20 protein-coding genes and 2 tRNA genes are annotated in these 25,210 nt (G+C 57.4%); 10 read left to right on the top strand and 12 right to left on the bottom strand.

All coding sequences use genetic code 11. The features are described from left to right. Positions 1–19 precede the first annotated feature (19 nt). Positions 20–967: a LysR family transcriptional regulator gene (locus VRY85_RS13880; RefSeq protein ID WP_414599199.1), complete on the top strand. Its 948-nt coding sequence runs from the start codon at positions 20–22 to the stop codon at positions 965–967. A gap of 174 nt (positions 968–1,141) precedes the next feature. Further along, positions 1,142–2,146: a Bug family tripartite tricarboxylate transporter substrate binding protein gene (locus tag VRY85_RS13885; RefSeq protein ID WP_414599200.1), complete on the top strand. Its 1,005-nt coding sequence runs from the start codon at positions 1,142–1,144 to the stop codon at positions 2,144–2,146. Positions 2,147–2,239: 93 nt separating this feature from the next. Here VRY85_RS13885 and bioB read toward each other — a convergent pair whose 3' ends face one another. Further along, positions 2,240–3,277, bottom strand: coding sequence for a biotin synthase BioB (bioB, locus tag VRY85_RS13890; protein WP_414599201.1), 1,038 nt, complete (start codon positions 3,275–3,277; stop codon positions 2,240–2,242). A 348-nt stretch (positions 3,278–3,625) separates the two neighbouring features. Beyond that, a tRNA-Arg gene (locus VRY85_RS13895) sits at positions 3,626–3,702 on the bottom strand. A gap of 161 nt (positions 3,703–3,863) precedes the next feature. Here VRY85_RS13895 and VRY85_RS13900 point away from each other — a divergent pair. Together VRY85_RS13900 and VRY85_RS13905 are read left to right on the top strand one after the other, a co-directional pair. Further along, the gene (locus VRY85_RS13900) at positions 3,864–5,174 is read left to right on the top strand and encodes a phospholipase A (protein WP_414599202.1); all 1,311 of its coding nucleotides are present in this window, start codon (positions 3,864–3,866) and stop codon (positions 5,172–5,174) included. Positions 5,175–5,206: 32 nt separating this feature from the next. After that, positions 5,207–8,782: an indolepyruvate ferredoxin oxidoreductase family protein gene (locus VRY85_RS13905; protein ID WP_414599203.1), complete on the top strand. Its 3,576-nt coding sequence runs from the start codon at positions 5,207–5,209 to the stop codon at positions 8,780–8,782. A 42-nt stretch (positions 8,783–8,824) separates the two neighbouring features. Here the strand turns inward: VRY85_RS13905 and VRY85_RS13910 are convergent, their stop codons facing one another. Genes VRY85_RS13910 through VRY85_RS13925 form a run of 4 tightly spaced genes read right to left on the bottom strand, consistent with a single transcriptional unit; the run spans position 8,825 to position 13,507 of the window. Beyond that, positions 8,825–9,598, bottom strand: coding sequence for an ABC transporter ATP-binding protein (locus tag VRY85_RS13910; protein ID WP_414599204.1), 774 nt, complete (start codon positions 9,596–9,598; stop codon positions 8,825–8,827). Then, positions 9,585–10,376, bottom strand: a complete 792-nt coding sequence (locus tag VRY85_RS13915; RefSeq protein WP_414599205.1) for an ABC transporter ATP-binding protein — start codon at positions 10,374–10,376, stop codon at positions 9,585–9,587. Before VRY85_RS13915 ends, VRY85_RS13910 begins: the two co-directional genes overlap by 14 nt. Next, positions 10,373–12,256, bottom strand: a complete 1,884-nt coding sequence (locus tag VRY85_RS13920) for an ABC transporter permease (RefSeq protein ID WP_414599206.1) — start codon at positions 12,254–12,256, stop codon at positions 10,373–10,375. The genes VRY85_RS13915 and VRY85_RS13920 overlap by 4 nt, the downstream gene beginning before the upstream one ends. A 33-nt stretch (positions 12,257–12,289) precedes the next feature. Further along, entirely contained in the window at positions 12,290–13,507 is a 1,218-nt protein-coding gene (locus VRY85_RS13925) for an ABC transporter substrate-binding protein (protein WP_414599231.1), read from the bottom strand. Between the two features lie 206 nt (positions 13,508–13,713). Here VRY85_RS13925 and VRY85_RS13930 point away from each other — a divergent pair, with 206 nt between their 5' ends. The 3 genes from VRY85_RS13930 to VRY85_RS13940 all read left to right on the top strand — a co-directional run bounded on the left by VRY85_RS13930 (position 13,714) and on the right by VRY85_RS13940 (position 16,236). Beyond that, a complete protein-coding gene (locus VRY85_RS13930) occupies positions 13,714–15,291 on the top strand; it encodes a TerC family protein (protein ID WP_414599207.1) in 1,578 nt (525 codons plus the stop codon). A 45-nt stretch (positions 15,292–15,336) separates the two neighbouring features. Continuing rightward, positions 15,337–15,413 (top strand) — tRNA-Pro (locus tag VRY85_RS13935). Positions 15,414–15,474: 61 nt separating this feature from the next. Continuing rightward, a complete protein-coding gene (locus VRY85_RS13940; RefSeq protein ID WP_414599208.1) occupies positions 15,475–16,236 on the top strand; it encodes a spermidine synthase in 762 nt (253 codons plus the stop codon). Between the two features lie 5 nt (positions 16,237–16,241). On the opposite strand, the gene VRY85_RS13945 is transcribed toward VRY85_RS13940, so the two are convergent. Continuing rightward, on the bottom strand, positions 16,242–16,997 hold the full coding sequence (locus VRY85_RS13945; RefSeq protein WP_414599209.1) for a 5'-methylthioadenosine/adenosylhomocysteine nucleosidase: 756 nt from the start codon (positions 16,995–16,997) through the stop codon (positions 16,242–16,244). Between the two features lie 213 nt (positions 16,998–17,210). On the opposite strand from VRY85_RS13945, the gene VRY85_RS13950 reads away from it, so the two are divergent. The 3 genes from VRY85_RS13950 (at position 17,211) to rssA (ending at position 19,093) form a co-directional block, all read left to right on the top strand. Then, positions 17,211–17,672, top strand: coding sequence for an AMP-binding protein (locus VRY85_RS13950; protein WP_414599210.1), 462 nt, complete (start codon positions 17,211–17,213; stop codon positions 17,670–17,672). A 61-nt stretch (positions 17,673–17,733) separates the two neighbouring features. Further along, on the top strand, positions 17,734–18,135 hold the full coding sequence (locus VRY85_RS13955) for a DoxX family protein (protein ID WP_414599211.1): 402 nt from the start codon (positions 17,734–17,736) through the stop codon (positions 18,133–18,135). A 19-nt stretch (positions 18,136–18,154) separates the two neighbouring features. Next, the gene (rssA, locus tag VRY85_RS13960) at positions 18,155–19,093 is read left to right on the top strand and encodes a patatin-like phospholipase RssA (protein ID WP_414599232.1); all 939 of its coding nucleotides are present in this window, start codon (positions 18,155–18,157) and stop codon (positions 19,091–19,093) included. On the opposite strand, the gene acs is transcribed toward rssA, so the two are convergent. From acs to pstS, 5 genes are all read right to left on the bottom strand, one after another. Continuing rightward, a complete protein-coding gene (acs, locus tag VRY85_RS13965) occupies positions 19,087–21,066 on the bottom strand; it encodes an acetate--CoA ligase (protein ID WP_414599212.1) in 1,980 nt (659 codons plus the stop codon). The genes rssA and acs overlap by 7 nt on opposite strands. A 252-nt stretch (positions 21,067–21,318) precedes the next feature. Further along, positions 21,319–22,095 (bottom strand): phosphate ABC transporter ATP-binding protein PstB, encoded by a 777-nt coding sequence (gene pstB, locus VRY85_RS13970; RefSeq protein ID WP_414599213.1) that lies wholly within the window; start codon positions 22,093–22,095, stop codon positions 21,319–21,321. A 33-nt stretch (positions 22,096–22,128) separates the two neighbouring features. Beyond that, complete coding sequence (pstA, locus tag VRY85_RS13975) at positions 22,129–22,992, bottom strand: phosphate ABC transporter permease PstA (RefSeq protein ID WP_414599214.1); 864 nt, start codon at positions 22,990–22,992, stop codon at positions 22,129–22,131. A gap of 14 nt (positions 22,993–23,006) precedes the next feature. Continuing rightward, a complete protein-coding gene (gene pstC, locus VRY85_RS13980; RefSeq protein ID WP_414599215.1) occupies positions 23,007–23,945 on the bottom strand; it encodes a phosphate ABC transporter permease subunit PstC in 939 nt (312 codons plus the stop codon). 136 nt (positions 23,946–24,081) lie between these two features. Next, complete coding sequence (gene pstS / locus VRY85_RS13985; protein ID WP_414599216.1) at positions 24,082–25,125, bottom strand: phosphate ABC transporter substrate-binding protein PstS; 1,044 nt, start codon at positions 25,123–25,125, stop codon at positions 24,082–24,084. Positions 25,126–25,210: the final 85 nt, after the last annotated feature.

Here is a 25,210-nt window from a genome sequence, read left to right on the forward strand (position 1 = left end):
AAAGAAGGCAGAACCCGCCATGCAAAAGATGCTCAATGCAAAGCGTCTCGAGTATTTTCTTCAAGTCACGGTTTCAGGCTCCGTTCGCGGCGCCGCAGAACAATTGGGGGTAGACCCTTCCTCTGTCAGCCGGGCCGTTTCACAACTGGAAAAAGAAACCGGGCTGACTTTGTTGGAACGCAGAGGGCGCGGTGTTGTGCCTTCCGAGGCGGGGCACGTACTGGCGCGCTACGCCCGCCGCCAGCAGGAAATTCTCAACGAATTCCACGCAGAATTAGATCAATCCAAAAATGCTGCGCGCGGGCATGTCAACATGGGTTTGGGTGAAGGCATGCTGGACATGTTCTTCCACCCCCTGATTACCAACTATATGAGGCAATACCCTCACATCACCCTGGACCTGAATGTGTCTAGTGTGGAGCAACACGTTCAGGAGCTCGTTGAGGACAAAATGGATATTGCCGTCCTCTACACTGCCCACGACGATGTACGCCTGCGTTACCACTTGGTGCTGCCTTTATCACCCATTCAGGCCATCGTTCACAAGGATCACCCCCTGGCGCAGATCGGGCGACCTCTGACACTGACTGACCTGGCGCCCTATAACGGCGCCACGCTGCACAAACGCTTTGGCCTGCGCCAGTATGTGCAGGCAGCCGAAGCCAGCGAACAAATACAGCTGAAACACGTGCTGCATACCTCGTCTTACCGCGCCCTATGGCAGTTTGCCAATGCCGGGCTGGGCTATACGTTGTGCGGTACTTCGTTTGCGGCCTGGTTCAATATGCCCGACCTCGTCGCTTTGCCTATGAAGAACCCGATTCTGCAAAGCCGCATGGCCATAGTCACCCGGGCGGGCCGCCACCCCAGCCCCGCCGCACGTTCTTTACTGCAATACCTGATTGCGGAAATTCCATCGTTGCGAGCCGCCACCCAGGTCGCCATGATGGGCAACAATGAAACTTAACGACCTGGTCGCAGCACGACTGTTGAGTAAATCGCAAGTATTTTGCTACAGATCGGTCATTGTTCCGTTGCGCAGCGGCTCCTAATCTGAGCGTTCTACGCCTTCAAGCAACTGAATGCTGTTGCCCAAGAAGAGCGGGAAGCCATTATTTCCCCGTGCAATCAGGAAGAGACAATGAAAAAAGCACTCCACAACTTGAAAACGTACACGGCAGCACTGCTCTGTGCCTCGTGCGCACTGCTGGGCAGTACTCAGGCTGCCGCTCAGGATTACCCCAAGGACAAGCCGATATCTCTCATCGTGCCCTACCCTGCGGGCGGCCCCAGCGACGCATCAGCACGAATTTTCTCCGAAGCCATCAGCGAATACCTCAAACACAATGTGGTCGTGGAAAACATTGGCGGCGCCACCGGGGCAATTGCTGCACGCCGCATGCTCAGCGATGCAGCCGATGGCTACACCTTCTTTCACGGCTCTCCCAACGAGCTCATACTCCCCACGCTCACCAACAAAGCCGTTACGTTTCAGCCTGAAGACTTTGAATTGGTTCAGGCTATCACCACAGCAACCATTGTGGTGCTCACCCGTGCCGGGCTTGAAGTCAACAATTTGGATGACTTGATCCGCCTGGCGAAAAATAAAGATGGCGCGCCACTGACTTACGGCAGTGTTGGCAACGGTTCGCTCTACCACCTGCTGACGGAACGTATTAAGAAAGACACCGGCATCAATGTGGAACACGTTCCCTATCGCGGTTCAGCACCCGCGCTAACAGACCTGGCAGGCGGCCAGATTGACTTCGCAGTCCTGGCCTTCCAGACCTCTATGCTCGGCTTGCAAGACCAAGGTCGTCTTAAGATTCTTTCCACCTTGGGTAGCGTCGCTCCGGAACCCTTGAAAGATATTCCCAAAATCCAGGACAGCGAACTGCTGAAAGACTTCGACTATGGCATCCGTGGCGGGTACTTCGTGAAAGCCGGCACGCCCGAGGAAGTCAAAAAAGTGCTGCGAGCAGCCGTGGGCTACGCGCTGGAAAAACCAGATGTGCGTGAGCGACTGGAAATCGAAGGGCGCATTGTCTATAACCCAATGAGCGCCGAAGAAAACGAAGCGCTGTGGAACAACGAAATCAGCAGCCTGCGCGAACTCGTTGACGTTGTAGGGTTCGAGCCGATCTAAAAACCTACAACGCCGGATTAATGCTGATCGCACACCATCCGGCGTTCGCTCAGGCAGCCTAAAGCTGCCAAAGCAGAGCATACCCGCCCGGCCTCAAGCGAGCGCCGGGCTTTCTTTGGTCTGGCAGGCTGTCGCGACCTGCCTTGTCGCGTGCGCGGCAACCTCCGTTTCCATCACGCGCAGACCCAGTCTCTCCATGAGAGCGCGGTCTTTATCCTGCTGAGGGTTGGCAGTGGTCAGCAGTTCATCGCCATAGAAGATGGAATTGGCCCCGGCCATAAAACACAAGGCCTGAGTGGCGTCGCTCATCTCGGTGCGCCCTGCCGACAGCCTCAGAACGGCGTCAGGCATGATGATTCTGGCCACAGCAATCGTGCGTACAAACTCGAATTCGTCAACCGCCTCCACGTCCGCCAGCGGTGTGCCTGCCACTCTGACCAGATTATTAATGGGCACGGATTCAGGATAAGGATTGAGGTTGGCCAGTTGCGCCAGCAGGCCGGCGCGTTCACGACGCGACTCCCCCAACCCCACAATGCCACCGCAGCAGACTTTGATGCCGGCTTCACGCACGGCATGCAAAGTGTCCAGGCGATCCTGGTAAGTGCGGGTAGTAATGATGTTGCCGTAGAATTCCGGCGATGTGTCCAGGTTATGGTTGTAGTAATCCAGCCCAGCCTCGCGCAGGCGCTCTGCCTGCCCCGCCTTAAGCATGCCCAGCGTGACACAGGTCTCCATGCCCAGCGCTTTAACAGCCGACACCATTTCCAGCACATCATCCAGCTGACGCTCTGTGGGCGAGCGCCAGGCCGCACCCATACAAAAGCGCTGCGCCCCCTGGTCACGCGCGGCGCGCGCTGCCGTCAATACTTCTTCAAGCGCGGCGAGCCGACTTTCTTCCGCCAGGCTCGTGTCATGGTGTTTGGACTGCGGGCAATAGGCACAATCTTCGGTACAAGCCCCTGTTTTGATCGACATGAGTGTGGATAGCTGAACCTGATTAGGCGCATGATGCCGGCGGTGCACCTCCTGCGCCTTATGCATCAGGTCGAGAAAAGGCAATTCAAACAGACTTGTGACCGACGAGACATTCCAGGCCCCGGTATTGCGGGAAATAGCAATCGCTTCCATATCATGAACTCAACTGTGGAAAAGTGGCCATGGTAGAAAGCAGGTGCTTGCCCATGCAAACATACGGGCTGTCGCGCTTTAAGCAAAACACCAAAAAATGCCGCCAAAATTCAGCATCTTCTTTTAATTTTCATTAAAACATCAAAATATAACGGTTTAGCATTCTGCTGGGCCAATGTATCAATTTGCTACAAAGGCAGAGAAATATGTTTTAAAAGGCGGGATTTCTGGCGTTTCAACTAGGCGGAAATTCGTGTGAGCCGTGCGCGCTTGGCAGGCAGCAAGGTATGACAACAGCCGCGTAACGCCATCTGGAAAATAGCGAAACAGCGATTTGCAAAAACTTGATGGCGCGGCAGGAGGGTCTCGAACCCCCGACCTCAGGCTTAGAAGGCCCGTGCTCTATCCAACTGAGCTACTGCCGCAATGAGGAGAAGCACGGCATTTTACCGTTGCAACGGCAAAGCGCCAAACGGCGCCCCGCGGGCACGAGATTCGCTAGGGCGAAAAGGCCGTTACAACTCGTAGTCGCGATGACTGGAGCCGATGTTACATTTTTGTCGTTATTTTTAAGCACAAGAATCCTATGACAGATCAAATCCGCTGGAAGCAAAGACTGCACCGCCTCAGCATCATGGCGTTTGCCATCCTATTTTTTCTTAGCTGGGCACACACGGCGCAAGCCGGCATTGTGTACTCCCTTGACCGCAACCATGCCACCGCCGGTGAAACGGTTCATATCAATGCTGTCGTGTTCAACAATACCTCCAACGCTATGGATTGGGTTGCGCCCAAGACCATCGTCCTGCAGTGGCGCAGCGAACAAGGAGAGCCGCTACGCACTATTGCGCATCGAGTCGAAGGCCCTTCTTCGGTGAGCATTCCAGTGAACAACTTCGTCCAGTTTCAGTGGCGAGCGGTTGTGCCCCAAAGTACCAGCGGGCTGCAGGCGGTCAACGTCGAGGGAGATGGTACTTTGCTGGCGCTCGATACGAACACACTCGAATCGGCAAGGGTGGCATCGGTACCGGCTACCGGCCCCGTTCTGGATGCCGAAAAGAGCGACCCTATTTACGGTGACGCAGTCGCGCCAGAGCATATGGTTGCTCAGGCAGGCGCATCGCACACCGCAGGGCCTGCGCCGATTTCTTCGCAAGGCAGTACCCCCAACCTTGGGTTTGAGCGCTTCCGCAATGCCATTTCCCCCTACGAGCCGGTGTATTTTGATGTCGGTGGCCAAGACAATAGAATGGCGCGCTTTCAGATCAGCCTGAAATACCGCCTGTTCACACCGGACGACCCGCAACACCCCAGCTTTGTAGACGGCCTGTATCTTGGCTATACGCAAACATCGTTGTGGGACCTGCACTCCGACTCCAACCCTTTTATCGATACCTCGTTTAAACCCAGCCTGTTCTGGCGGCGAGACGCCATCTATCGTCCAAATGAAAGCGCCTTCTTCTTGGGGCTGCAATCGGGTGTCGAGCACGAATCAAACGGCAAGAGCGGCGAAGACTCCCGTTCCCTGAACTTCGCCTATGTTCAGCCGGAATTTAACTACCGCTTAGGCCATGGCAGCACGCTCACCTTCGCACCCCGTCTCAAACACTACTTCAGCATGAGCGAAAACCCCGACTACAAAGACTACGTGGGCAACGTAGACTGGAAGCTGCGCTGGGCCCAGGATAACGGCCTGGTACTGACGGGCTTGTACCGGCATGGCAAGGAAGGGCGTAACAGCACGCAGTTGGAAGCCGCTTGGCCACTGAAACGCACCTTTCTCAATATGAACGGCTACTTCCACGTGCAGTACTTCAAAGGCTATAACGAAACGTTATTGGGTTATGACCAGAAAACAGGATCACAAGTGCGCTTTGGGTTAGCACTCGTGCCGTAAGAAAAAATAAAGAAGCAACAGGAGACAACGCGATGAACGCCCCATTACCGGCGTCCGCTGTATCGCACGGCCAGGACGTAACGCTCGACGACAAATACACACTGGAAGAAGGTCGTGTTTACCTGAGCGGCACTCAGGCCCTGGTACGCTTGCCCATGCTGCAGAAAGCGCGCGACCGGGCCGCCGGCCTGAATACAGCTGGCTTTATTTCCGGTTATCGGGGTTCCCCGCTGGGGGCTTACGATCAAGCGCTATGGCAGGCCAAGGCGCACCTGAAGGCCCATGACATCGTGTTCCAACCTGGGGTGAACGAAGACCTCGCAGCCACGTCGTGCTGGGGAACCCAGCAGGTCAATCTTTACCCAGACGCCACCCACGATGGCGTCTTCAGCATCTGGTATGGCAAAGGGCCGGGCGTTGACCGCAGCATGGATGTTTTCAAGCACGCCAACGCAGCAGGCACCTCACGCCATGGCGGCGTGTTGGTGCTGGCAGGCGATGACCACGCGGCGAAATCATCCACTGTTGCGCATCAGTCTGAACACAACCTGATGTCTGCAGGCATCCCCATGCTCTACCCCGCTAACGTCCAGGAATACCTGGATTACGGCCTGCATGGCTGGGCCATGAGCCGTTACGCAGGGCTGTGGGTAGGTATGAAGTGCGTCACCGAAGTGGTTGAGTCCAGCGCATCGGTATATATCGACCCACACCGCCCTGAAATTCTTCTGCCAGAAGATTTCGTCTTACCCGAAGACGGCTTGAACCTGCGCTGGCCCGACACCCCGCTGGCGCAAGAAGCCCGGCTGCTAGACCACAAGCTCTATGCCGCTTTGGCCTATGTGCGTCACAACCGGCTCAACCGCGTTGTGCTGGAGGCCCCGCAAGCCCGTTTTGGCATCATGGCAGCCGGCAAAGCCTATCTGGACACCCGGGAAGCTCTACGCAACCTGGGTCTGGATGACGATACCTGTCGCCGCATTGGCATCCGGCTCATGAAGGTGGGCTGTGTGTGGCCCATGAATGCCCAGGATTCCCGGGAATTCGCAACAGGCTTGCAAGAAATCCTGGTGGTCGAGGAAAAACGCCAGATTCTTGAATACGCCCTAAAAGAAGAACTCTATAACTGGCGGGACGACGTCCGTCCGCGCGTCTCAGGCAAGTTCGCCGACCAAGGCGATGGCGGCGGAGAATGGAAGCAACCGCGCGGCCCCTGGCTGCTGCCACCTCATGCCGACCTGTCTCCGGCACAGATCGCCCGGGCCATTGCCCAATGCCTGGAACGCTTCACACTGCCGGAAGATGTCCGCGCAGGCATCACCGCCCACCTCGCCATTCTGGATGCCAAAGCTCAGGCGCGCATGAATGCGCCTGCGGCGGCAGAACGCAAACCCTGGTTCTGTTCCGGCTGCCCGCACAATACCTCTACCCGTGTGCCAGAAGGTTCACGGGCCATGGCCGGCATTGGCTGCCACTACATGACCATCTGGATGGATCGCCGTACAGAAACCTTCAGCCACATGGGCGGCGAAGGCGCGGCCTGGATCGGCCAGCAGCACTTCACCAAGGAAAAGCATGTCTTCGTCAACCTGGGAGACGGCACCTACTTCCATTCCGGCATCTTGGCCATCCGCGCTGCCGTAGCGGCCGGGGCCAACATCACTTACAAGATTCTGTTCAATGATGCGGTCGCCATGACAGGCGGGCAACCGGTCGATGGCAGCCTGAGCGTGCCCAACATCATTGCTCAAGTCGCCGCCGAAGGCGTCAGCCGCATTGTGGTCGTTACCGACGAGCCGGAAAAATACAAAGGGGGGTCGCTGCACGGCAGCCCACCCGTCTATCACCGCGACGAACTGGACCGTATTCAACGGGAACTGCGCGAGGTGGAAGGCACGACCGTACTGCTTTACGACCAGACCTGTGCCACCGAAAAACGGCGCCGCCGTAAGCGTGGCGCCTACCCCGACCCTGCCGTGCGCGCCTACATCAATACCGATGTCTGCGAAGGCTGCGGCGACTGCTCCACCGCTTCCAACTGTCTTTCAGTGGAGCCTGTGGAAACACCACGCGGCACCAAACGCCGCATCAACCAATCTTCCTGCAACAAGGATTTTTCCTGTGTGAAGGGCTATTGCCCGAGTTTCGTCACCCTGGAAGGTGCGCAGCCACGCAAGGCCACGCCCGCTGCCACCGCACAAGCCGCCGACAACACAGCGAGCCCCACCCAAACACCACTGCCTGTTCTGCCCACGCTGGAACACACGTATGGCATTCTGGTCACCGGCATAGGCGGCACCGGCGTCATCACCATCGGCAATCTGCTGGGCATGGCCGCCCACTTGGAAGGCAAGGGGGTGTCTGTGCTCGACATGGCTGGGCTGGCCCAGAAAGGTGGAGCGGTCACCAGCCATATCCAAATTGCCTCCTCTCCCGATGGCATCCACTCCACGCGTGTGCCCACCGCCCGCGCCAACCTGCTGCTTGGCTGCGACGCCATTGTCAGCACGGCACCCGACGTACTCGAACGCATGCGCCAAGGCCATACCCGTGCCTTGGTGAACGATGCCCCCGCCCCCACGGCCGACATCATCCATAACGCCACGTGGCGCTACCCGGCCCAGCAAACGCATGAACGCCTGCGCCACGCCATTGGCGAGCATTGCGACTTCATGGATGCCAGCGCCCTGGCTCTGGCTTTGTTGGGTGACACCATTTACGCCAATCCGCTCATGCTTGGCTACGCCTGGCAAAAAGGCTGGATTCCTCTGCAGGGCGATAGCCTGCGCCGCGCCATTGAGCTGAACGGCGTCATGGTAGAAAAGAATCTGTCCGCCTTTGAATGGGGCCGCCGCGCCGCGCACCAAGGGTTTGAGGCCGTCGCACCCGCCCCCACCAAGGTGCTGGCCCTGCCGGAAACGCTGGACCAAGTCATAGAACGCAATACCCGGTGGCTTACCGATTACCAGAACGCAGCTTATGCCCAGCGTTATGTCCGCGCAGTACACGCGATCAGGCGAAAAGAAACCGAAGTCTTGGGCCGCGACAGCGCACGCCTGCAGCTAGCCGAAGCCGTCGCGCACAACTTGGCCAAACTCATGGCCTACAAAGACGAATACGAGGTCGCCCGTCTCTATACCCAACCGGAGTTTTTGCAGCGCCTGCGCGATGCTTTCGAAGGGGAACCCGGCCAGGACTACTCACTACGCTTTCACATGGCACCACCGCGCTTTGCTAAGCGCGACGCTCAAGGGCGCCCGCAAAAAGCTGCCTACGGCCCCTGGCTGCTCAAAGCCATGAAAGGGCTGGCCGCCGTGCGCCGTATACGCGGCACCGCACTCGACCCTTTCGGCAAAACTGAGGAACGCCGCCGCGAACGACAATGGGTGGAAGACTACTTGGCCTTGGTGGATGAATTCACGCGTTCGCTTAATGAAGAACGCCTGCCCGCCGCCTTGGAGCTAGCCAGCCTGCCCGACAGCATCCGTGGCTATGGTCATATCAAGGAGGCGGCTATGGAGCGCGCCGCTCAACGTTGGGCTGAACTACTGGAACGCTATCGCAACGGCGATATGGCCACCACAGAGGCGCGGCGCAGCGTGGCATGAAGAGGGTGTGGCCGGGGTGAGCCCATACGTGTGCTCACTCCTTCAAAGCGTCAGATACTGGCGCTTGAGGTGTTCATCGGTCATTAAGACGCTCATGGCTCCGCCGTAGCGAATTACCCCTTTTTCAAGCACATAGGCGCGCTCGGCAACCAGACGGGCGAACGGCAGATTCTGTTCAGACAACAAAATGCTGGTTCCCCGTGCCTTGAGCGCACGGATCATTTCCACCATCTGCTGCACCACAATAGGGGCCACGCCTTCAGACGGCTCATCCAACAATAGCAGGAACGGGTTGCCCATCAGGCTGCGCGCCACGGTCAGCATCTGCTGTTCGCCGCCGCTCAAGTTCCCCGCTGGCCGGTCGCGCAACGCCTGCAGAGACGGGAACAGATCGTAGAGCTCGTCTTTGCTCCAGTTAACGGCGGGCCGACCATCCGGCCAATGGCGAGGCGGCAGGCGGCCCATGGAAAGGTTTTCATCCACACTCAACTCGGTAAACACGCGCCGGTCTTCCGGCACATAGCCCACACCGCGACGCGCCATTTCAAAGGGCCGCAATGCATCAACGGGCGAATCCAGAAAGGTCAGGCGCCGCGCCTGCCGCTTCACCAGTCCCATAATGGCTTTCATTGTGGTGGATTTGCCTGCGCCGTTACGCCCCATCAGCGCAACCACTTCACCCCGCCCTACTTGCAGGCTGACGCCTCGCAGAATCTGCGCCGCGCCGTACCAGGCATCCAGTTGCTGAACATCCAACAAGGATGGAGCGGACTGCACCGCCACGCTGGCGGGTGGGCCGACTTCATACGCCGTCATGGTCAACTCCCGGGGTATTTTCGTAATCCAACCCTGTGTCTGAGCCAAAATACACCTGGCGGACTTCTGGGTGGGCCCTGATCTGCGCCGCACTGCCTTCAGCGATCAAGCGCCCCCGCGCCAGCACAATGATGCGATCCGCATGGTCGAACACGACATCCATGCTATGCTCGGTGAACAACACCCCCATATTGCGTTCGCGCACGATGCGCTTGACCAAGCTGACCAAGGCGTTGCGCTCTGCCGGGGCCATGCCCGCTGTGGGCTCGTCCATCAACAATAGTTGAGGGTCGCCCGCCAGACTCATGGCCAATTCCAGCCGTTTCACGTCTCCATAAGCCAGATCAGCGCAAGGCCTTGCGGCCTGCTCTGACATGCCAACCTGCTCCAGCAACGCCATGGCGCGTTCCGGCGCTTCTTGGTCGGCACGGGAGAAAAAGGAAAACACCCTGCACTGGCTGGCTATGAGGGCCATCTGCACGTTTTGCAATACCGTCAGCGAAGCGAAAGTGGCCGCCACCTGAAAGCTGCGCCCTACCCCAAGGCGCGCCACTTTATGGGAAGGCAGGCCGAGAATCTCCCGCCCCTTGAACAGCACTGAGCCCGACGTCGCGCCCAATTGCCCGTTCACCATATTGAAGGTGGTAGATTTACCTGCTCCGTTGGGCCCGATCAGCGCCAACAACTCACCTGCCTGCACATCGAAGTCAATGCCATCAACCGCCAGGTTGCCGCCAAAACGGCGAGTCAGGCCACGCACTTGCAACAAGGTGCTCATGACGGCCTCCTGGCCGCACTCCATCGTGCGAACTGACCTGCAATGCCTTGAGGGAAGACCATGACAATCAGCAAGATGACGGCGCCAAACAATGCCCCCCAATATTCTGTAATGCCCACAAAATAATCACGCATGGCAGTAAAGGCCACACCTCCCACCACTGGCCCAGCCAGTTGCTGAACCCCGCCCAGCAGCACCATTACCAGCGCATCCACCGATGTGCCTACCATCAGCGTTTCCGGCGACACCCCGCCCTTGGAGAAAACGAACAGGCCGCCCGCTACACCTGCCAGCACACCAGCAATCACAAAGCCGACCAGTTGCACGCGCCGCACATCCATGCCCAGCGCATCGGCACGTAAGGCGGAATCCCGCACAGCCCGCAAAGCCAGGCCAAAGCGCGAAAACGCCAGGCGGCGCACCAACCAAACCACCGCGATGGCCACCACTGCCACAAACCCGTACCAGGCATTGCCACTGAGCCAGGGTTCGGGCCACACCCCGATCATGCCGTTCGAGCCGCCCGTCACAGCATCCCACTGATACACCACCGACCATACGATTTGCGCAAAAGCCAGCGTCAGCATGGCTAAATACACTCCGGCCAGCCGTACACAGAACCAGCCGAATAGCAGCGCCGCCACGCCTGCCAGAACCGGTGCGGCAAGCAAAGAAGCCGCCATCCCCCAGCCCAGGCTTTTGAAAGCCAGCGCTACACCATAGGCGCCCAGCCCGAAGTAAGCGGCATGGCCAAATGACACCATGCCTCCCAAACCCATCATGAAATGCAGGCTCACAGCGAATATCACGGCGATCAGCATGTCTTGCGCAATCACGGTGGCATAGGGCAGCACCCCACTTAATAGCGGCAGGCCCAGCGCCACAACCGCCACACATACGGCCAGGGCTCGCGCCATACGGCCAGCCGGAATCAGCGGCGCTTCCGCCCCCGCCGCCGCACGCGGTAATGTCAGCGGTTTACCCAGGAGGCCCCAGGGCCGGAACACCAACACGACGGCCATAAAGAGAAACTCTACAACCAACGTGAGCTTGGGAAAGGCAACCTGCACACCGAGGATTTCCACCACACCCAGCGCAATACACAACGCCTTTAATTGGGCAATGATGACAGCCGCCAGCGCAGCGCCCGAAATCGACCCCATGCCACCTACGACCACCACCACGAAGGCGTCACCGATGACTGCCAGATCCAGCCCCAGATTCGCAGGCTGGCGAGGCAGTTGCAAAGCGCCAGCCAGGCCGGCCAAAAAAGCGCCCAACGCAAACACACTCGTAAATAGCCATGCGGGGTTCACACCAAGTGCGCCAAGCATTTCGCGGTCTTGAGTGGCCGCCCGAATCTGCCTGCCCCAATGCGTGCGGTTCAGCAACAACCACAGCCCCAGCCACACCAAGGGTCCGATAGCAATCAGCACCAGATCATAGACAGGGAAATAACGGCCCAATACGGGTACGGAACCTTCGAGACCCGGCGCCAGCGGGCCAAGCAGATCTTCCGGCCCCCACAGCCACAAAGCCAGGTCTTCAAACACGAGCACCAAGGCAAATGTGGCCAATAGCTGAAACATTTCCGGTGCACGGTAAATACGCCGCAACACCGTCATTTCCACCAAGGCGCCCACTACGCCAATGAGTAGCGACGCCGCCAGCATGGTGGCCCAGAAGCCGACCACACTGCCTCCCCAGTTTTGCGACAGCGTCCAGGCCAGATACAGCCCCAGCATATACAGCGAACCGTGGGCGAAATTGACGATGCGGCTAACGCCGAATATCAGCGACAGCCCGACGGCCACCAGAAAGAGTGAAGACGCTTCTGCCAGACCATTTAGGGCCTGCACCAGCAGCGCGGCCAGCGTCACCTCTGCCTCCTTGGAGCTGCCATGATTCGCCCCTTATTGCGCATCGGCCGGGCGCCACTGCTCGACCTGCTCATCGGAAGGTTGCACGGTTGCGCCATCCACATAACGGATGTCGGTCATAATTCCCTTGCCGTCCTGCACCGCCAGCTTGCCCACATAAGCGCCCATGGTGGATTGATGATCTTGCGGGCGATAGCTGATCGGGCCAAAAGGCGTTAACACTTCCAGCCCCTTAAACGCCTTGATTAAGGCTTCGGTATCGGTGGAACCCGCTGCACGCAAACCTTCGGCCAGGGAAACAATGGTGCTGTAACCTATGACGGTTCCCAGTCGCGGGTAATCGTCAAAACGAGCTTGGTAAGCATCCAGAAAGGCCTGATGCTCTGGCGTGTCGATGGCATACCAGGGGTAGCCGGTCACGACCCAGCCTTCGGGAGTTTCCCGGCCCAGGGGGTCAAGATACTCAGGTTCACCTGACAGCATACTGACGGTGGGCAGGCCATCTAAAAAACGACGCTGCTTGCCCGCCCGCACAAATTTAGCCAAGTCGGCAGCAAAAAGCACATTGAAAAGCGCATCCGGTTTCGCATCGGCCAATGCCTGTACCACATTGCCCGCATCAATACGCCCCAGCGGAGTGGCCTGTTCGGCAACAAACTCGACATCCGGCTGGGCTTGCTTTAGCAGTTCCTTGAATGTTTCCACTGCAGATTGACCATATTCGTAGTTGGGGTAGACGATAGCCCAACGTTTACGGTTCATTTTCACAGCGTCCGGAATCAGCATGGCCACCTGCATATAGGTGGAATTACGTAAGCGGAACGTATAGCGATTGCCCTGTTCCCACACGATTTTGTTAGTCAGGGGCTCGCTGGCCAGAAAAAAGATCTTGCGGTGCCGAGCATAGTCAGCCACGGCCAGACCGATATTCGACAGAAACGTGCCGGTCAGCACATCTACCTTTTCACGCGTCACCAACTCTTCGGCCGCGCGCACGGCGTCGCCCGGGTTGGAGTTGTCGTCACGGATAATGAGCTGTAATTCCCGGCCGTTCACCCCTCCCGCCGCATTAATCTGCTCGACCGCCAACTCCATACCCATTCGGTAAGGGCCCAGAAAAGCAGGTTGTGTCTTGTAGCTGTTCAGCTCACCGATACGAATGGGCTCTTGCGCCTGCGCGCCGCCTGCGGCCATGGCAACGCCACCACACAACAATGCCAGGGTACGCGCCAAGCGCCGGACGATGGGCATGGTCATTTCCGATATCCCGAAATAGTGATAAATAAAGGTTCTGCTCTCGTTTGCTCAGGCCAGTCTTACAGCCTTGCATCATTATGCTAATCCTGAGCATAATTGCCCGTCAAGACCCGGCGAAGTGGCTAAATAAATCATTCCAGATGTAGATATCCGTGCCCGCGTCCTTATAATGCTTTTTTTGTTTTCCGGATTACATCGTAATGGAGCTATTGCTTGACCCTACTGTATGGGTCGGCCTTCTCACCCTGGTCGTCCTTGAGATTGTCCTAGGGATAGACAACCTCATCTTCATCGCCATTCTTTCAGACAAGCTTCCCCCGCATCAGCGCGACAAAGCGCGTGTTTTGGGCTTATCACTGGCGTTGCTCATGCGCCTGGGCTTGCTGTCAGTCATTTCCTGGATGTTCCACCTCACCACGCCACTGTTCCATGTTGGCAACATTGGGTTTTCGGGGCGTGATCTCATTCTCATAGTGGGCGGCTTTTTCCTCGTTTTCAAAGGCACGATGGAAATGCACGAACGCGTTGAAGGTCAGCGTCATGCTGTACTTCAGTCGCCCGCGTACGCCAGCTTCGGCGTCATCGTGACGCAGATCGTGGTGCTTGACGCGGTGTTTTCACTCGATGCCGTCATCACGGCTGTCGGCATGGTGGACCACCTTGAGGTCATGATGGCTGCCGTCATCATCGCCATGGGTGTGATGCTGTTCGCGTCCAAGCCGCTCACCCGATTTGTGAACGCACACCCCACCGTCGTGATTCTGTGTCTGGGCTTTTTGCTCATGATCGGTTTTTCTCTGGTAGCAGAAGGCTTCGGCTTTAAGGTGCCCAAGGGCTATCTATATGCCGCCATTGGCTTTTCCGTCATTATTGAGTTTCTTAACCAGTTGGCGCGACGCAACCTCCTGCTCATGCGTTCCGACCGCCCCATGCGCGAACGTACTGCGGAAACCGTGCTACGTATGCTGGGCAAGCGCAGCAGCGCTGAGGCCGACTCCCCCACTGACGAAATGCCATCTGAAGAGCCCATTCCTTTTGCCGAGGAAGAGCGCTATATGGTCAGCGGTGTGCTGCGCCTGGCGGAACGCAACGTGCATTCAGTCATGACGCCACGCACCGATATCTCCTGGGTCAACCTGGATAGCGACGCGGAAACCATCCGCGCCAACATCAACAAGACCCCCCATGGTTTCTACCCCGTGTGCCGGGGTTCGTTGGATGAAATCGTCGGCATCGGCCGCGCCAAGGACCTCATCACCGACCTCATCGTTGACGGCAAGGTAAACCAACAGCGCTTGCGCCCCCCCATCATCGTGCACGAGACCGTACGCATGCTGGATCTCATCAATACCTTGAAATCCGCTCGTGGTCAGTTGGTCATTGTTATCAATGAGTTCGGTACGGTCGAAGGTCTGGTCACCCCTATGGACGTCTTTGAAGCCATTGCCGGAGACTTCCCGGACGAAGACGAAACCCCAGACATCATTGCTAAGTCTGAGAACCAGTGGATTGTGGAAGGCGGTACCGATCTGCACCAGTTCGAGCAAACGCTGGACATCGACGAACTGGCCTCCGAAAACGACGATTTCAGCACGGTGGCCGGGTTCCTGCTGCAGCAGCTGGGCAAACTGCCGGAAGTCGGTGAAACCTTCACGGTAAATCATGGCAAAGACACGCTGCACTTCCGCATCCTCCAGCTAGACGGGCGTCGCATTGCCAAGGTATTCGTCGAACGTTTACCTGCTTCAGAGGCCCCAGCCACACCCGAGGAAACATGAGGCTCAGGCACGATTAAAAATAGTGTGTTATAGTCACGTTCTTGTCGGGGCGTAGCGCAGCCTGGTAGCGCATCTGGTTTGGGACCAGAGGGTCGCGAGTTCGAATCCCGCCGCCCCGACCACTCATTTACGGCCTTCCGAAGTTATATCCTCGGAAGGCCGTTGTCATTGAGCGGTTTACCCATGCTGACCATTTTGGAAAACGATGGCCTGCGAACCCTGCACTTTGGCACCCCTGCCGTGCAAGGCGCTATGCGGGTCGCCCGGCCCGACGATATCGAGCTGGAATATGTCCAGCAGATGATGATGTGGCTGCTGTTTCGTGACCATGCCGAACATATCGTTCAATTGGGCTTAGGGGCCGCAGCGCTTACCAAGTTTTGCTATCAACGCTTGCTGGCCTCGCACGTCACGGCGGTGGAACTCAACCCGGACGTTATCTCCACCTGCCGCCAGCAATTCGCCCTGCCTCCCAATGACGATCGGCTTAACGTCCTGAATATGGACGCACTCGATTACGTCAACGATTTCTCGCGGCGCCGCACCATAGACATACTGCAGGTTGACCTATACGACGCCCGTGCCCATGCACCGGCTGTGAGTTCTGAGGCTTTCTACGCCGCTTGCGCCAACACCCTGAGCCGCGACGGCATAATGACTGTCAATCTTTATTGCGACTGGCCCGATCATGGGCGGCATATACGGATGATGGAAACCGCATTTGAAGCGGTCGCATGGCTGCCGGAAGTCCACGACGGCAATATTGTGGCCATTGCTTTCAAGCGCTCGCCATCCGTAGATTTTGAAGCGCTACGCGAACGCGCCACACACCTGCACCAAACCTTGGGCCTGCCCGCTCATACATGGGTAGACGGCCTGTTTGCCTGGATGCTTGGTGAACTGGATATTCCTGTTATGCCTGAAGCGGGCGGCCTGCCCAGCTAACACCTCTACAAGGTATCCAGAACTTGCCGCAAAATACCAGCAGAATAATGGCTGGCGACAGCCGCAAGAAAACCGCTGAAGTCGTGGCTGGCAGAATCATCAGCGCGATCTGACACCGTGCGTACGATGGCAAAACGCGCACCGTACTCATGGCAGACCTGTGCCACAGCAGCCCCTTCCATCTCCACACACAAAGCATCCGGCAGCGCTTCGCGCAGTGCCCGCACGCTTGCGACACGGTTCACGAACTGATCGCCGCTGATTATCAGCCCGACATGAACGCGGGGAACCGATAAACGGAACGCCTCGCGTGTTGCGGGAACAATATCCTGCGCCCATTCCTGCTGTATGTAGCGCTGAGCCGCTTGCTCAAGCTTGGCGCTCAAACCACTATCGGCCGAGATACGGCTTCGGCTCAACAGAGGAATCTCATGGCGAGGAAACAACGGGCTAGCGTCCAGATCATGTTGCAGCAGCGCCGTGCCAATGACAACATCGCCCACATTGACGTGGCTGGCGACGCCGCCCGCCAAGCCGGTAAAAACCAGGCGATCAACACTGAATTCCCGTATCAAGGTCACCGCTGTCGCAGCTGCGGCCACCTTACCGATGCGCGCCAGGACCACCACGCAATCCTGACCATGCAATGTGCCCGCATGATAATCCCGCATGCCGATGCGACGGGTCACCACGTTTTCCATCGTGTCGAGCAGATCAGCGATCTCCTCATACAAGGCCGCCATAATGCCGATGCGAAGCATGTTTCCTCCGTAAGTGTCAGACCGGCATATTAGACTGTCCGCGCAGAAAAGACCGCTATCGCCCGATTTGCGTGGGTTGTACGCTTATGTCATTGTGCGTCTCAACAGAACCGCCACCCCATGCTCGGGAAACCCCTTAGGAATCGGACACGACAGCCAGAAGGCGACTCTCTATACTTGTTGCGCTATCCCTTTGAACAAGGATGTTGGTTTATGTCACCCGCGCAGTATCTGAATTCCATTGCAGAGAATTTTGGCGAACATATCGCCCTGGACGACAGCGAAATCGCCGTCTCCTATTCGGAACTCGCCGTTGCCGTCCACGCCATGAGCGTTGCACTGGCCAATATGGACCCGACTCCCGGATCAACCGTGGCTTTGTGCGCCGATTACTGCCACGAATATCTCGTCACGGTGTTGGCAGCGCAAGCCGCCAACAAAAAACTACTGCCGCTCAGCACCGGCGCCACGACTGAAGAGCTTGCGCCGGTTATCAATTCAGCGCAGCCCAGCACCATTATTGTCGATGCCCGAGGCCACGCCCTCATCCCTTGCGATGAAGATTTCAAAATTCATTTTTCGCAATTTCCGGGGCTGGTCTCCACCTATCGCGATGCAGAGATGCCCACAGTCGGGGACGGCGCTACTCTGGCAGAAAAAACAACTGCAAATTGAATAGCGGTACAGACATACGAGCGGCCTATAATCCCCGCAACTGCAATCTACGCTATCTTGTATGTCCCAGAATTCTCTCGACGATCTTGCAAGGCTGCTGCTGCGCCTGGTGCTTGGCATACTGATTTTTTTCCATGGCTGGGCCAAAATCAAGCACGGCATCGGCGGCATCGAGGCCATGCTGGCTATGCGTGGCCTGCCTGCGTTTCTGGCCTGGGGCGTTTACCTGGGTGAAGTGCTGGCTCCGCTGCTGCTGATATTGGGTGTTTACACACGCCTGGGAGCCGCCCTTATCATCGTCAATATGCTGTTCGCCTTGCTTCTGGCCCACAGTGGGCATTTCTCCCACTTCACTTCCAACGGCGGCTGGCGGCTGGAGCTCCAGGCCATGTTTCTGGGGGCCGGCATAGCCGTACTCATGCTGGGCGCCGGCCGCTATTCTCTCGGCGGCCGCTGGAACTAAATAAGCCTCCCTCACCATGATGCCTCCCGTAAAGCGTAAACCCCGCCTGGCCTTGGCGCTAGGCAGCGGCTCGGCCCGCGGCTGGGCCCACATTGGCGTACTGCGCACGCTAGAAGAGGCTGGCATCCAGCCTGACATCATCTGCGGCACCTCAATTGGCGCCTTGGTCGGCGCAGCCTATGCAGCAGGGGAGCTTGACCGCTTCGAACAGTGGGTTCGCTCGCTCAACCTACGCGATGTCGTGTCACTGATGGATTTTCATCTGAATGGCGGCATGCTCAAGGGTGAGCGCCTGATGAGCTTCTTCCAGAAGCATTTCATGGATTGCCCCATCCAAGCACTCAACTTGCCGTTTGCTGCGGTAGCCACCGATCTGCACACCGGCCAGGAGGTCTGGCTGAAGGAAGGGTCTACCACTGACGCGGTGCGAGCCTCCATTGCGCTGCCTGGGCTGTTTTCACCCTGCTGGCTTCAGGAACGCCTGTTAGTGGATGGTGGTCTGGTTAACCCAGTGCCCGTTTCACTGGCGCGCTCAATGGACGCCGACATCGTGGTGGCCGTGGACCTGAACACCGATATTCTTGGCCGCCACCTGGAACCTGAGCCTGAACAAAAGCTGCGTTCTACAGTAGGCAGCGCCTGGCGAGCACACTTGCCGGAAGCCTTGTCATCGTGGCTGTCGGGCAGCCCTCCCGAGGTCGAGCCCATGCCTTCTCTGATCGATATTCTGTCGAGCAGCATCAATATTATGCAGGTCAGAATCACCCGCAGCCGCATGGCGGGCGACCCTGCCGACGCTGTCATTGCCCCGCGCCTGGCCTCGCTGGGCCTGCTGGACTTTCACCGCGCCGAACTCGCTATTGAGCAAGGTGTCGCCGCCGCCCAAGCCGCCCTGCCCACGCTGCGCAGCCTGGGTTTGGGAAAACCGCTGGGTGACGGCGAAGCGCCCGCTCAGTAAACGCCCGAGAACTGCTTAAGCACGTCAGGGTTTTCAAGCGTGGATGTATCCTGGTCGATTTCCCTGCCTTCAGCCACCAGCCTTAATAGGCGACGCATGATTTTCCCAGAACGCGTTTTGGGCAGGTTGTTGCCAAAGCGGATATCCTTGGGCTTGGCGATCGGCCCTACCTGGCTAGCCACCCAGTTGCGCAAGGTTTCAGCCACCTTCTGCGCTTCTTCAGCGCTTGGCGCGGCCTGCTTGAGCATGACGAAGGCCACAATCGCCTCGCCCGTTGTGGCATCCGGCCGCCCTACTACCGCCGCTTCGGCCACCAGTTCGTGAGCCACCAAAGCGGATTCGATCTCCGTCCCGCCCAACCTGTGGCCGGACACGCTTAATACGTCATCCGTCCGGCCCAATATCCAGAAATAGCCGTCCTCATCGCGCTGAGCGTTGTCGCCCGCCATATACATGCCGCGCAACTCATCGGGGAAGTAACTGCTGCGATAGCGGTTTTCGTCCCCCCACACCGCTCGTATCATGGCCGGCCAGGGTCGGCGAATCACCAACAAGCCCCCTGCTCCAGGGGGCAGTTCGTTCCCTGCTTCGTCAACCACCGCCGCATCGATGCCGGGAAGGGGCAGCGTGCAGGAGCCCGGCTTCAAAGGTGTGGCGCCGGGTAAAGGCGTGAGAATATGCCCACCCGTTTCAGTCTGCCACCATGTGTCAACAATCGGACAGCGCGAGCCGCCCACATTCTCGTAGTACCACATCCAGGCTTCGGGGTTGATGGGTTCTCCCACCGAGCCCAATAAACGCAGGCTGGAAAGGTCGTAACGGCTGGGATGATGTTCTGGGCTTTGTTCAGAAGCCTTAATCAGTGAGCGGATGGCAGTGGGCGCCGTATAAAAAATGGTGACGCCATGGCGCTGGATCATTTCCCAGAAACGTCCGGCATGGGGATAGGTGGGAATGCCCTCAAACACAATCTGAGTCAGCCCCGCCGCCAACGAGCCGTAGGTAATGTAAGAATGCCCTGTTACCCAGCCAATGTCGGCGGTACACCAGAACACATCTTCAGGCCGGGCGTCGAATACCCATTGGGCAGTTTGCTTGGCCCACAGCAGATACCCGGCCGAGGCATGCTGCACCCCCTTGGGTTTGCCAGTGGAACCCGAGGTATACAACACAAACAGCGGGTGCTCGGCTTCGACCGCCACAGGCTCACATTCTTCAGACTGCCCTGTCTCAAGTTCGCTCAACGGAACATCACGCCCTTCCTCCCAATTGATGTCGGCTCCTGTGCGCTGATACACCACCACTTTTTCAACAACATCACCCCCTTCATAAGCCAGCGCCTCATCCACGGCTGCTTTCAAGGGGATCTGCCTTCCGCCACGCATCTGAGCGTCCGCTGTGAGCACCAGCCGGGCGCCGACATCGACAATGCGCTGATGCAGGCTGCGCGCCGAGAAGCCGCCAAACACCACGGAATGGGTCAAACCCAGGCGGGCGCAGGCCTGCATCATCGCAATGGCCTCGATCGACATGGGCAGGTAAAGGATGGCTCGGTCGCCCTTGCCATAGCCCAGGGCGCGTATGCCATTGGCAATGCGGCACACCCTTGCATGCAGTTGGCGGTAGGTCACAGTTTCGACCGAGCCGTCATCCGCTTCAAAAATCAGCGCAGTTTTGTCGGCGTTGCCATTTTTCAGATGAATATCTAAGCAGTTTTCGGAAACGTTCAGCTCACCATCTTCAAACCAGGTGTAGAACGGCGCGTTTGAGTCATCAAGCACCTTGGTGAACGGCTTGCGCCATTCCAGGCCCGATTCCGCCATATTCCGCCAGAATTCCTCGAGGTTCTGCTCTGCTTCCTCACACAAAGCCTGGTACTGCTCCATACTAGAAATCCGCGCCTGGGCCGAAAACTCCGCTGGGGGATGGATGACCCTTTTTTCGACCAGCATGGTGTTGATGGTGGTTGACATCGTGTCTCCTTTTGTTGTATCCGCCGCTCTTTGATTACGGCATTTCAAATCTTCAAATTATTGAAGTTGATGGTACTCGATTCTTGCGCCCCGCCTCTAGACCCGATTGCTACGAACCGCAATCCTCACAACCATCCCTGTGACGCCCACGAAAAAGCCCACTCCGGTTCCAAACCGTGAAGTGGGCTTTTATGCTTCTGTCTTGGCGACGATCAGGCTTAAGCGTAGGCGCCCTGAAGGACGCTGGCTCGCTTAGCCGAAACGGCCAGTGATGTAGTCTTCCGTTTCCTTGCGGGCGGGTTTTACGAAGATCTGGTCGGTTTCGCCGTATTCCATCAGTTCACCCAGATACATGTAGGCGGTGTAATCAGAACAGCGCGCCGCCTGCTGCATGTTGTGGGTAACGATGACCACCGTATAGTCAGACTTGAGTTCAGCGATAAGCTCTTCAATCTTGGCGGTGGATATCGGGTCCAGTGCAGAGCACGGCTCATCAAGCAAAAGGATTTCAGGCTTGATCGCCACGCCCCGGGCAATGCACAGACGCTGTTGCTGCCCGCCGGACAAACCATTGCCGCTCTGGCCGAGTTTGTCCTTCACCTCATTCCACAGCGCGGCCTTGCTGAGCGCCCATTCAACACGTTCGTCCATCTCAGCTTTGCTGAGCTTTTCAAACAAACGCACGCCAAACGCCACGTTGTCATAAATGCTCATGGGGAAAGGCGTGGGCTTCTGGAACACCATCCCCACCTTGGCGCGAATGAGAGAGATGTCCAGCTTGGACTGAAGCAGGTTCTCGCCATCCAGCAAAATCTCACCTTCGGCGCGCTGGCCAGGGTACAACTCAAACATGCGGTTAAACGTGCGCAGCAAGGTGGACTTGCCGCAGCCCGACGGGCCGATAAAGGCGGTTACCTTGTTTTCAAAAATGGGCAAACTGACATCTTTGATAGCGTGAAAGTTGCCGTAGTAGAAATTCAGATTCTTAACATCAAGCTTGATGCGATCAGCAGTAGCGGAAGTAGTCATTTGAAAGATCCGGGCGGTCTGGCCGCCATCAGCTTATTTGTTGCGGAAAAGGCTGCGAGCCAGAATATTGATGCCCAATACCAGCAAGGTGATCATGACAGCGCCCGCCCAGGCAAGACGGTTCCAGTCCTCGAACGGGCTGGCCGCGTACTGGAAGATCACCACCGGCAGGTTGGCGATGGGCGCATTCATATTGAACGACATGAACTGATTGTTCAGTGCGGTAAACAACAAAGGTGCGGTTTCACCCGAAATACGGGCAATCGCCAGTAGAACACCGGTAATCATGCCGGAACGTGCGGCGCGATAACAGATGAGCGTGATGATGCGATATTTGGGGCAACCCAATGCGGCCGCAGCTTCGCGCAGACTGTTGGGCACCAGAGCCAACATGTTGTCGGTGGAACGCACCACCACCGGCACCACGATGATAGCCAGGGCCAACGCCCCCGCCCAACCGGAATAATGCTCAACCTGCGCCACGTACACCGCATAGATGAACAGGCCAATAACAATCGAGGGCGCCGACAGCAGCACGTCGTTCAGGAAACGGGTGGCAGGTGCCAGCCAACCCCGGTTGCCGTACTCAGCCAAGTAAGTGCCAGCGAGTACGCCGATGGGGGTGCCGATCAGGGTGGCCACCAGCGCCATCAGTACGCTGCCGACAATGGCGTTCAACAGGCCCCCGTCGACGCCCGGGGGCGGTGTCGGCTGGGTCAGCAACGTGAAGGATAGCGCAGAAGCCCCTTTGGTCAGCAGCGTGATGATGATCCAGAACAACCAGAACAGGCCAAAGACCACCGCTGCGCTAGACAGGGTGAGCATCACGCGGTTGACAATTTGCCTGCGCCGATACACGCGGTTGGACAGGCTGACGACGGAATCGTTTTCAAACATGATGGCTTTCCCGCTTAACTCGAAGTGCCTTCAGATTTCGACATGCGCTGCAACAGCAGCTTGGAGAAGGCGAGCACAACAGTGGTGATCAGGAACAGGATCAAGCCTAATTCCAGCAACGCGGCCTTCTGCATGCCACCGGCTTCGTTGAACTCATTCGCCAAGGCCGATGCAATGGAGTTGGAAGGCGCAAATATCGATTCAGGAAGATTGAAAGAGTTGCCTATCACGAAGGTGACGGCCATGGTTTCGCCCAAGGCTCTTCCCAGCCCCAACATAATGCCGCCGATCACCCCACTTTTTGTGTAGGGCAACACCACCTTCCAAGTCACTTCCCAAGTCGTGCTTCCCAGGCCATAGGCCGACTCTTTCAGAAGAGACGGCACCAGCTCAAAAACATCGCGCATCACAGCCGCGATGAAGGGAATAATCATGATGGAAAGAATCAGACCCGCAGTGAATACGCCAATACCAAAAGGCGGGCCTCCAAACAACTGGCCCAGCACCGGCACGCCTTCAAACACGTTGATGATGTGCGGCTGGACGTACTGCTGGAAAATAGGCACAAAAACAAACAAGCCCCACATGCCGTAAATAATGGACGGAATGGCGGCCAGCATCTCAATCGCGGTACCCAGCGGGCGACGCAACCAAACAGGCGAGAGCTCGGTCAGGAACATGGCAATGCCAAATGACACAGGCACTGCGATGATGAGTGCGATCAGTGAGGTGAGCAGCGTACCGGTAATCGGCACCAGCGCACCATAAACGTTGCGTACTGGGTCCCATTCATTGGTCCACAGAAAAGCCAGCCCATGTTCGGCAATAGACTCTCGGCTACCGTAGATTAGCGACGCCATAATGGCCGCCAGGAGAATGAACACCAGGAACGCGAAAGAGCGCGTCAGGTTCTTGAACAAAAGGTCCATCAGCGCGTTGGAATGACTCTTCATGACGGCTTGCTTGACGTTACACCGGTGGAAAATACAACGATGAAAGGGTTTTAGATGAACAGAAACGGCGCCATAACCTTATACAGCGCCGTCCCTGCCGGTTCATATCGGAACCAATTGGCCCCGATTTTACCTGTTACTGCCAGATCTGCGTGCCATCGGCCGCCTTGACCTCTGCCTTCCATGCATCTTGGATCTGCGTCACCACGCTGTCAGGCATGGGAACATAGTCGAGTTCGGCAGCCATTTCCTTGCCGTTCTTGAATGCCCAGTCGAAGAATTCCAGCACAGCCTTGCCGTTGTTAGGCTTGTCCTGATTCTTGTGCATCAGGATGAAGCTGGCGGCAGTGATGGGCCAGGAATCCGCGCCCGGCTCGTCGGTCAGAACCACGCCCATGCCAGGTGCGCTGCTCCAGTCTGCGTTCGCTGCAGCTGCGGCAAAGGTGTCTTGCGATGGCTGAACGAAGTTGCCATCTTTATTCTGCATTTGCGTCCAGGAAAGGTTGTTCTGCTTGGCGTAGGCATACTCAACGTAACCGATCGAGTTCTTCAGTTGACGCACATAGGCGGCCACACCTTCGTTACCTTTGCCACCCTGGCCTACAGGCCACTTCACAGCCTTGCCCTCGCCGACGGTTTCTTTCCACTCGCTGGAGACCTTGGACAGATAATTGGTCCAGTTAAAGGTAGTGCCGGAACCATCGGAACGGTGCACCACGATGATGGAGGCGTTAGGCAGTTCGACGTCAGGGTTCAGTGCCTTGATCGCGTCGTCGTTCCACTTGGTGATCTTTTTCAGGTAGATATTGGCCAACACCTCGCCGGAAATCTTGAGCTCACCGGGCTTGATACCGTTCACGTTGATGACCGGCACCACCCCGCCAATGATGGCTGGGAACTGCAGCAGATTGTTTTCTGTCAGATCAGCCGCTTTCATCGGATCGTCCGACGCACCGAAATCGACGGTCTTGGCAATGATCTGTTGTTGGCCGCCACCCGAACCAATGGACTGGTAGTTGATACGACTGCCGGTTTCCTTATGGTATTGAGCCGCCCATTTGGCATAAGCCGGATAGGGGAAGGAAGCGCCTGCGCCGGTGATATCTACAGCTTGTGCCGACAAAGCGGCTGCGGACAGCGCTACGCCGATGGAAAATTGCTTGAATACGCGTGTGAACATGAATGGTGTCCTAGTAGAGAGACCGTTGTAGCAATGAGAAATCATGCGATCAGGCGAAATGTTAAGCAATGAATATGACATGTTC

It is taken from the genome of Achromobacter sp. F4_2707 (assembly GCF_047501535.1).
Lineage (GTDB): Bacteria > Pseudomonadota > Gammaproteobacteria > Burkholderiales > Burkholderiaceae_B > Yanghanlia.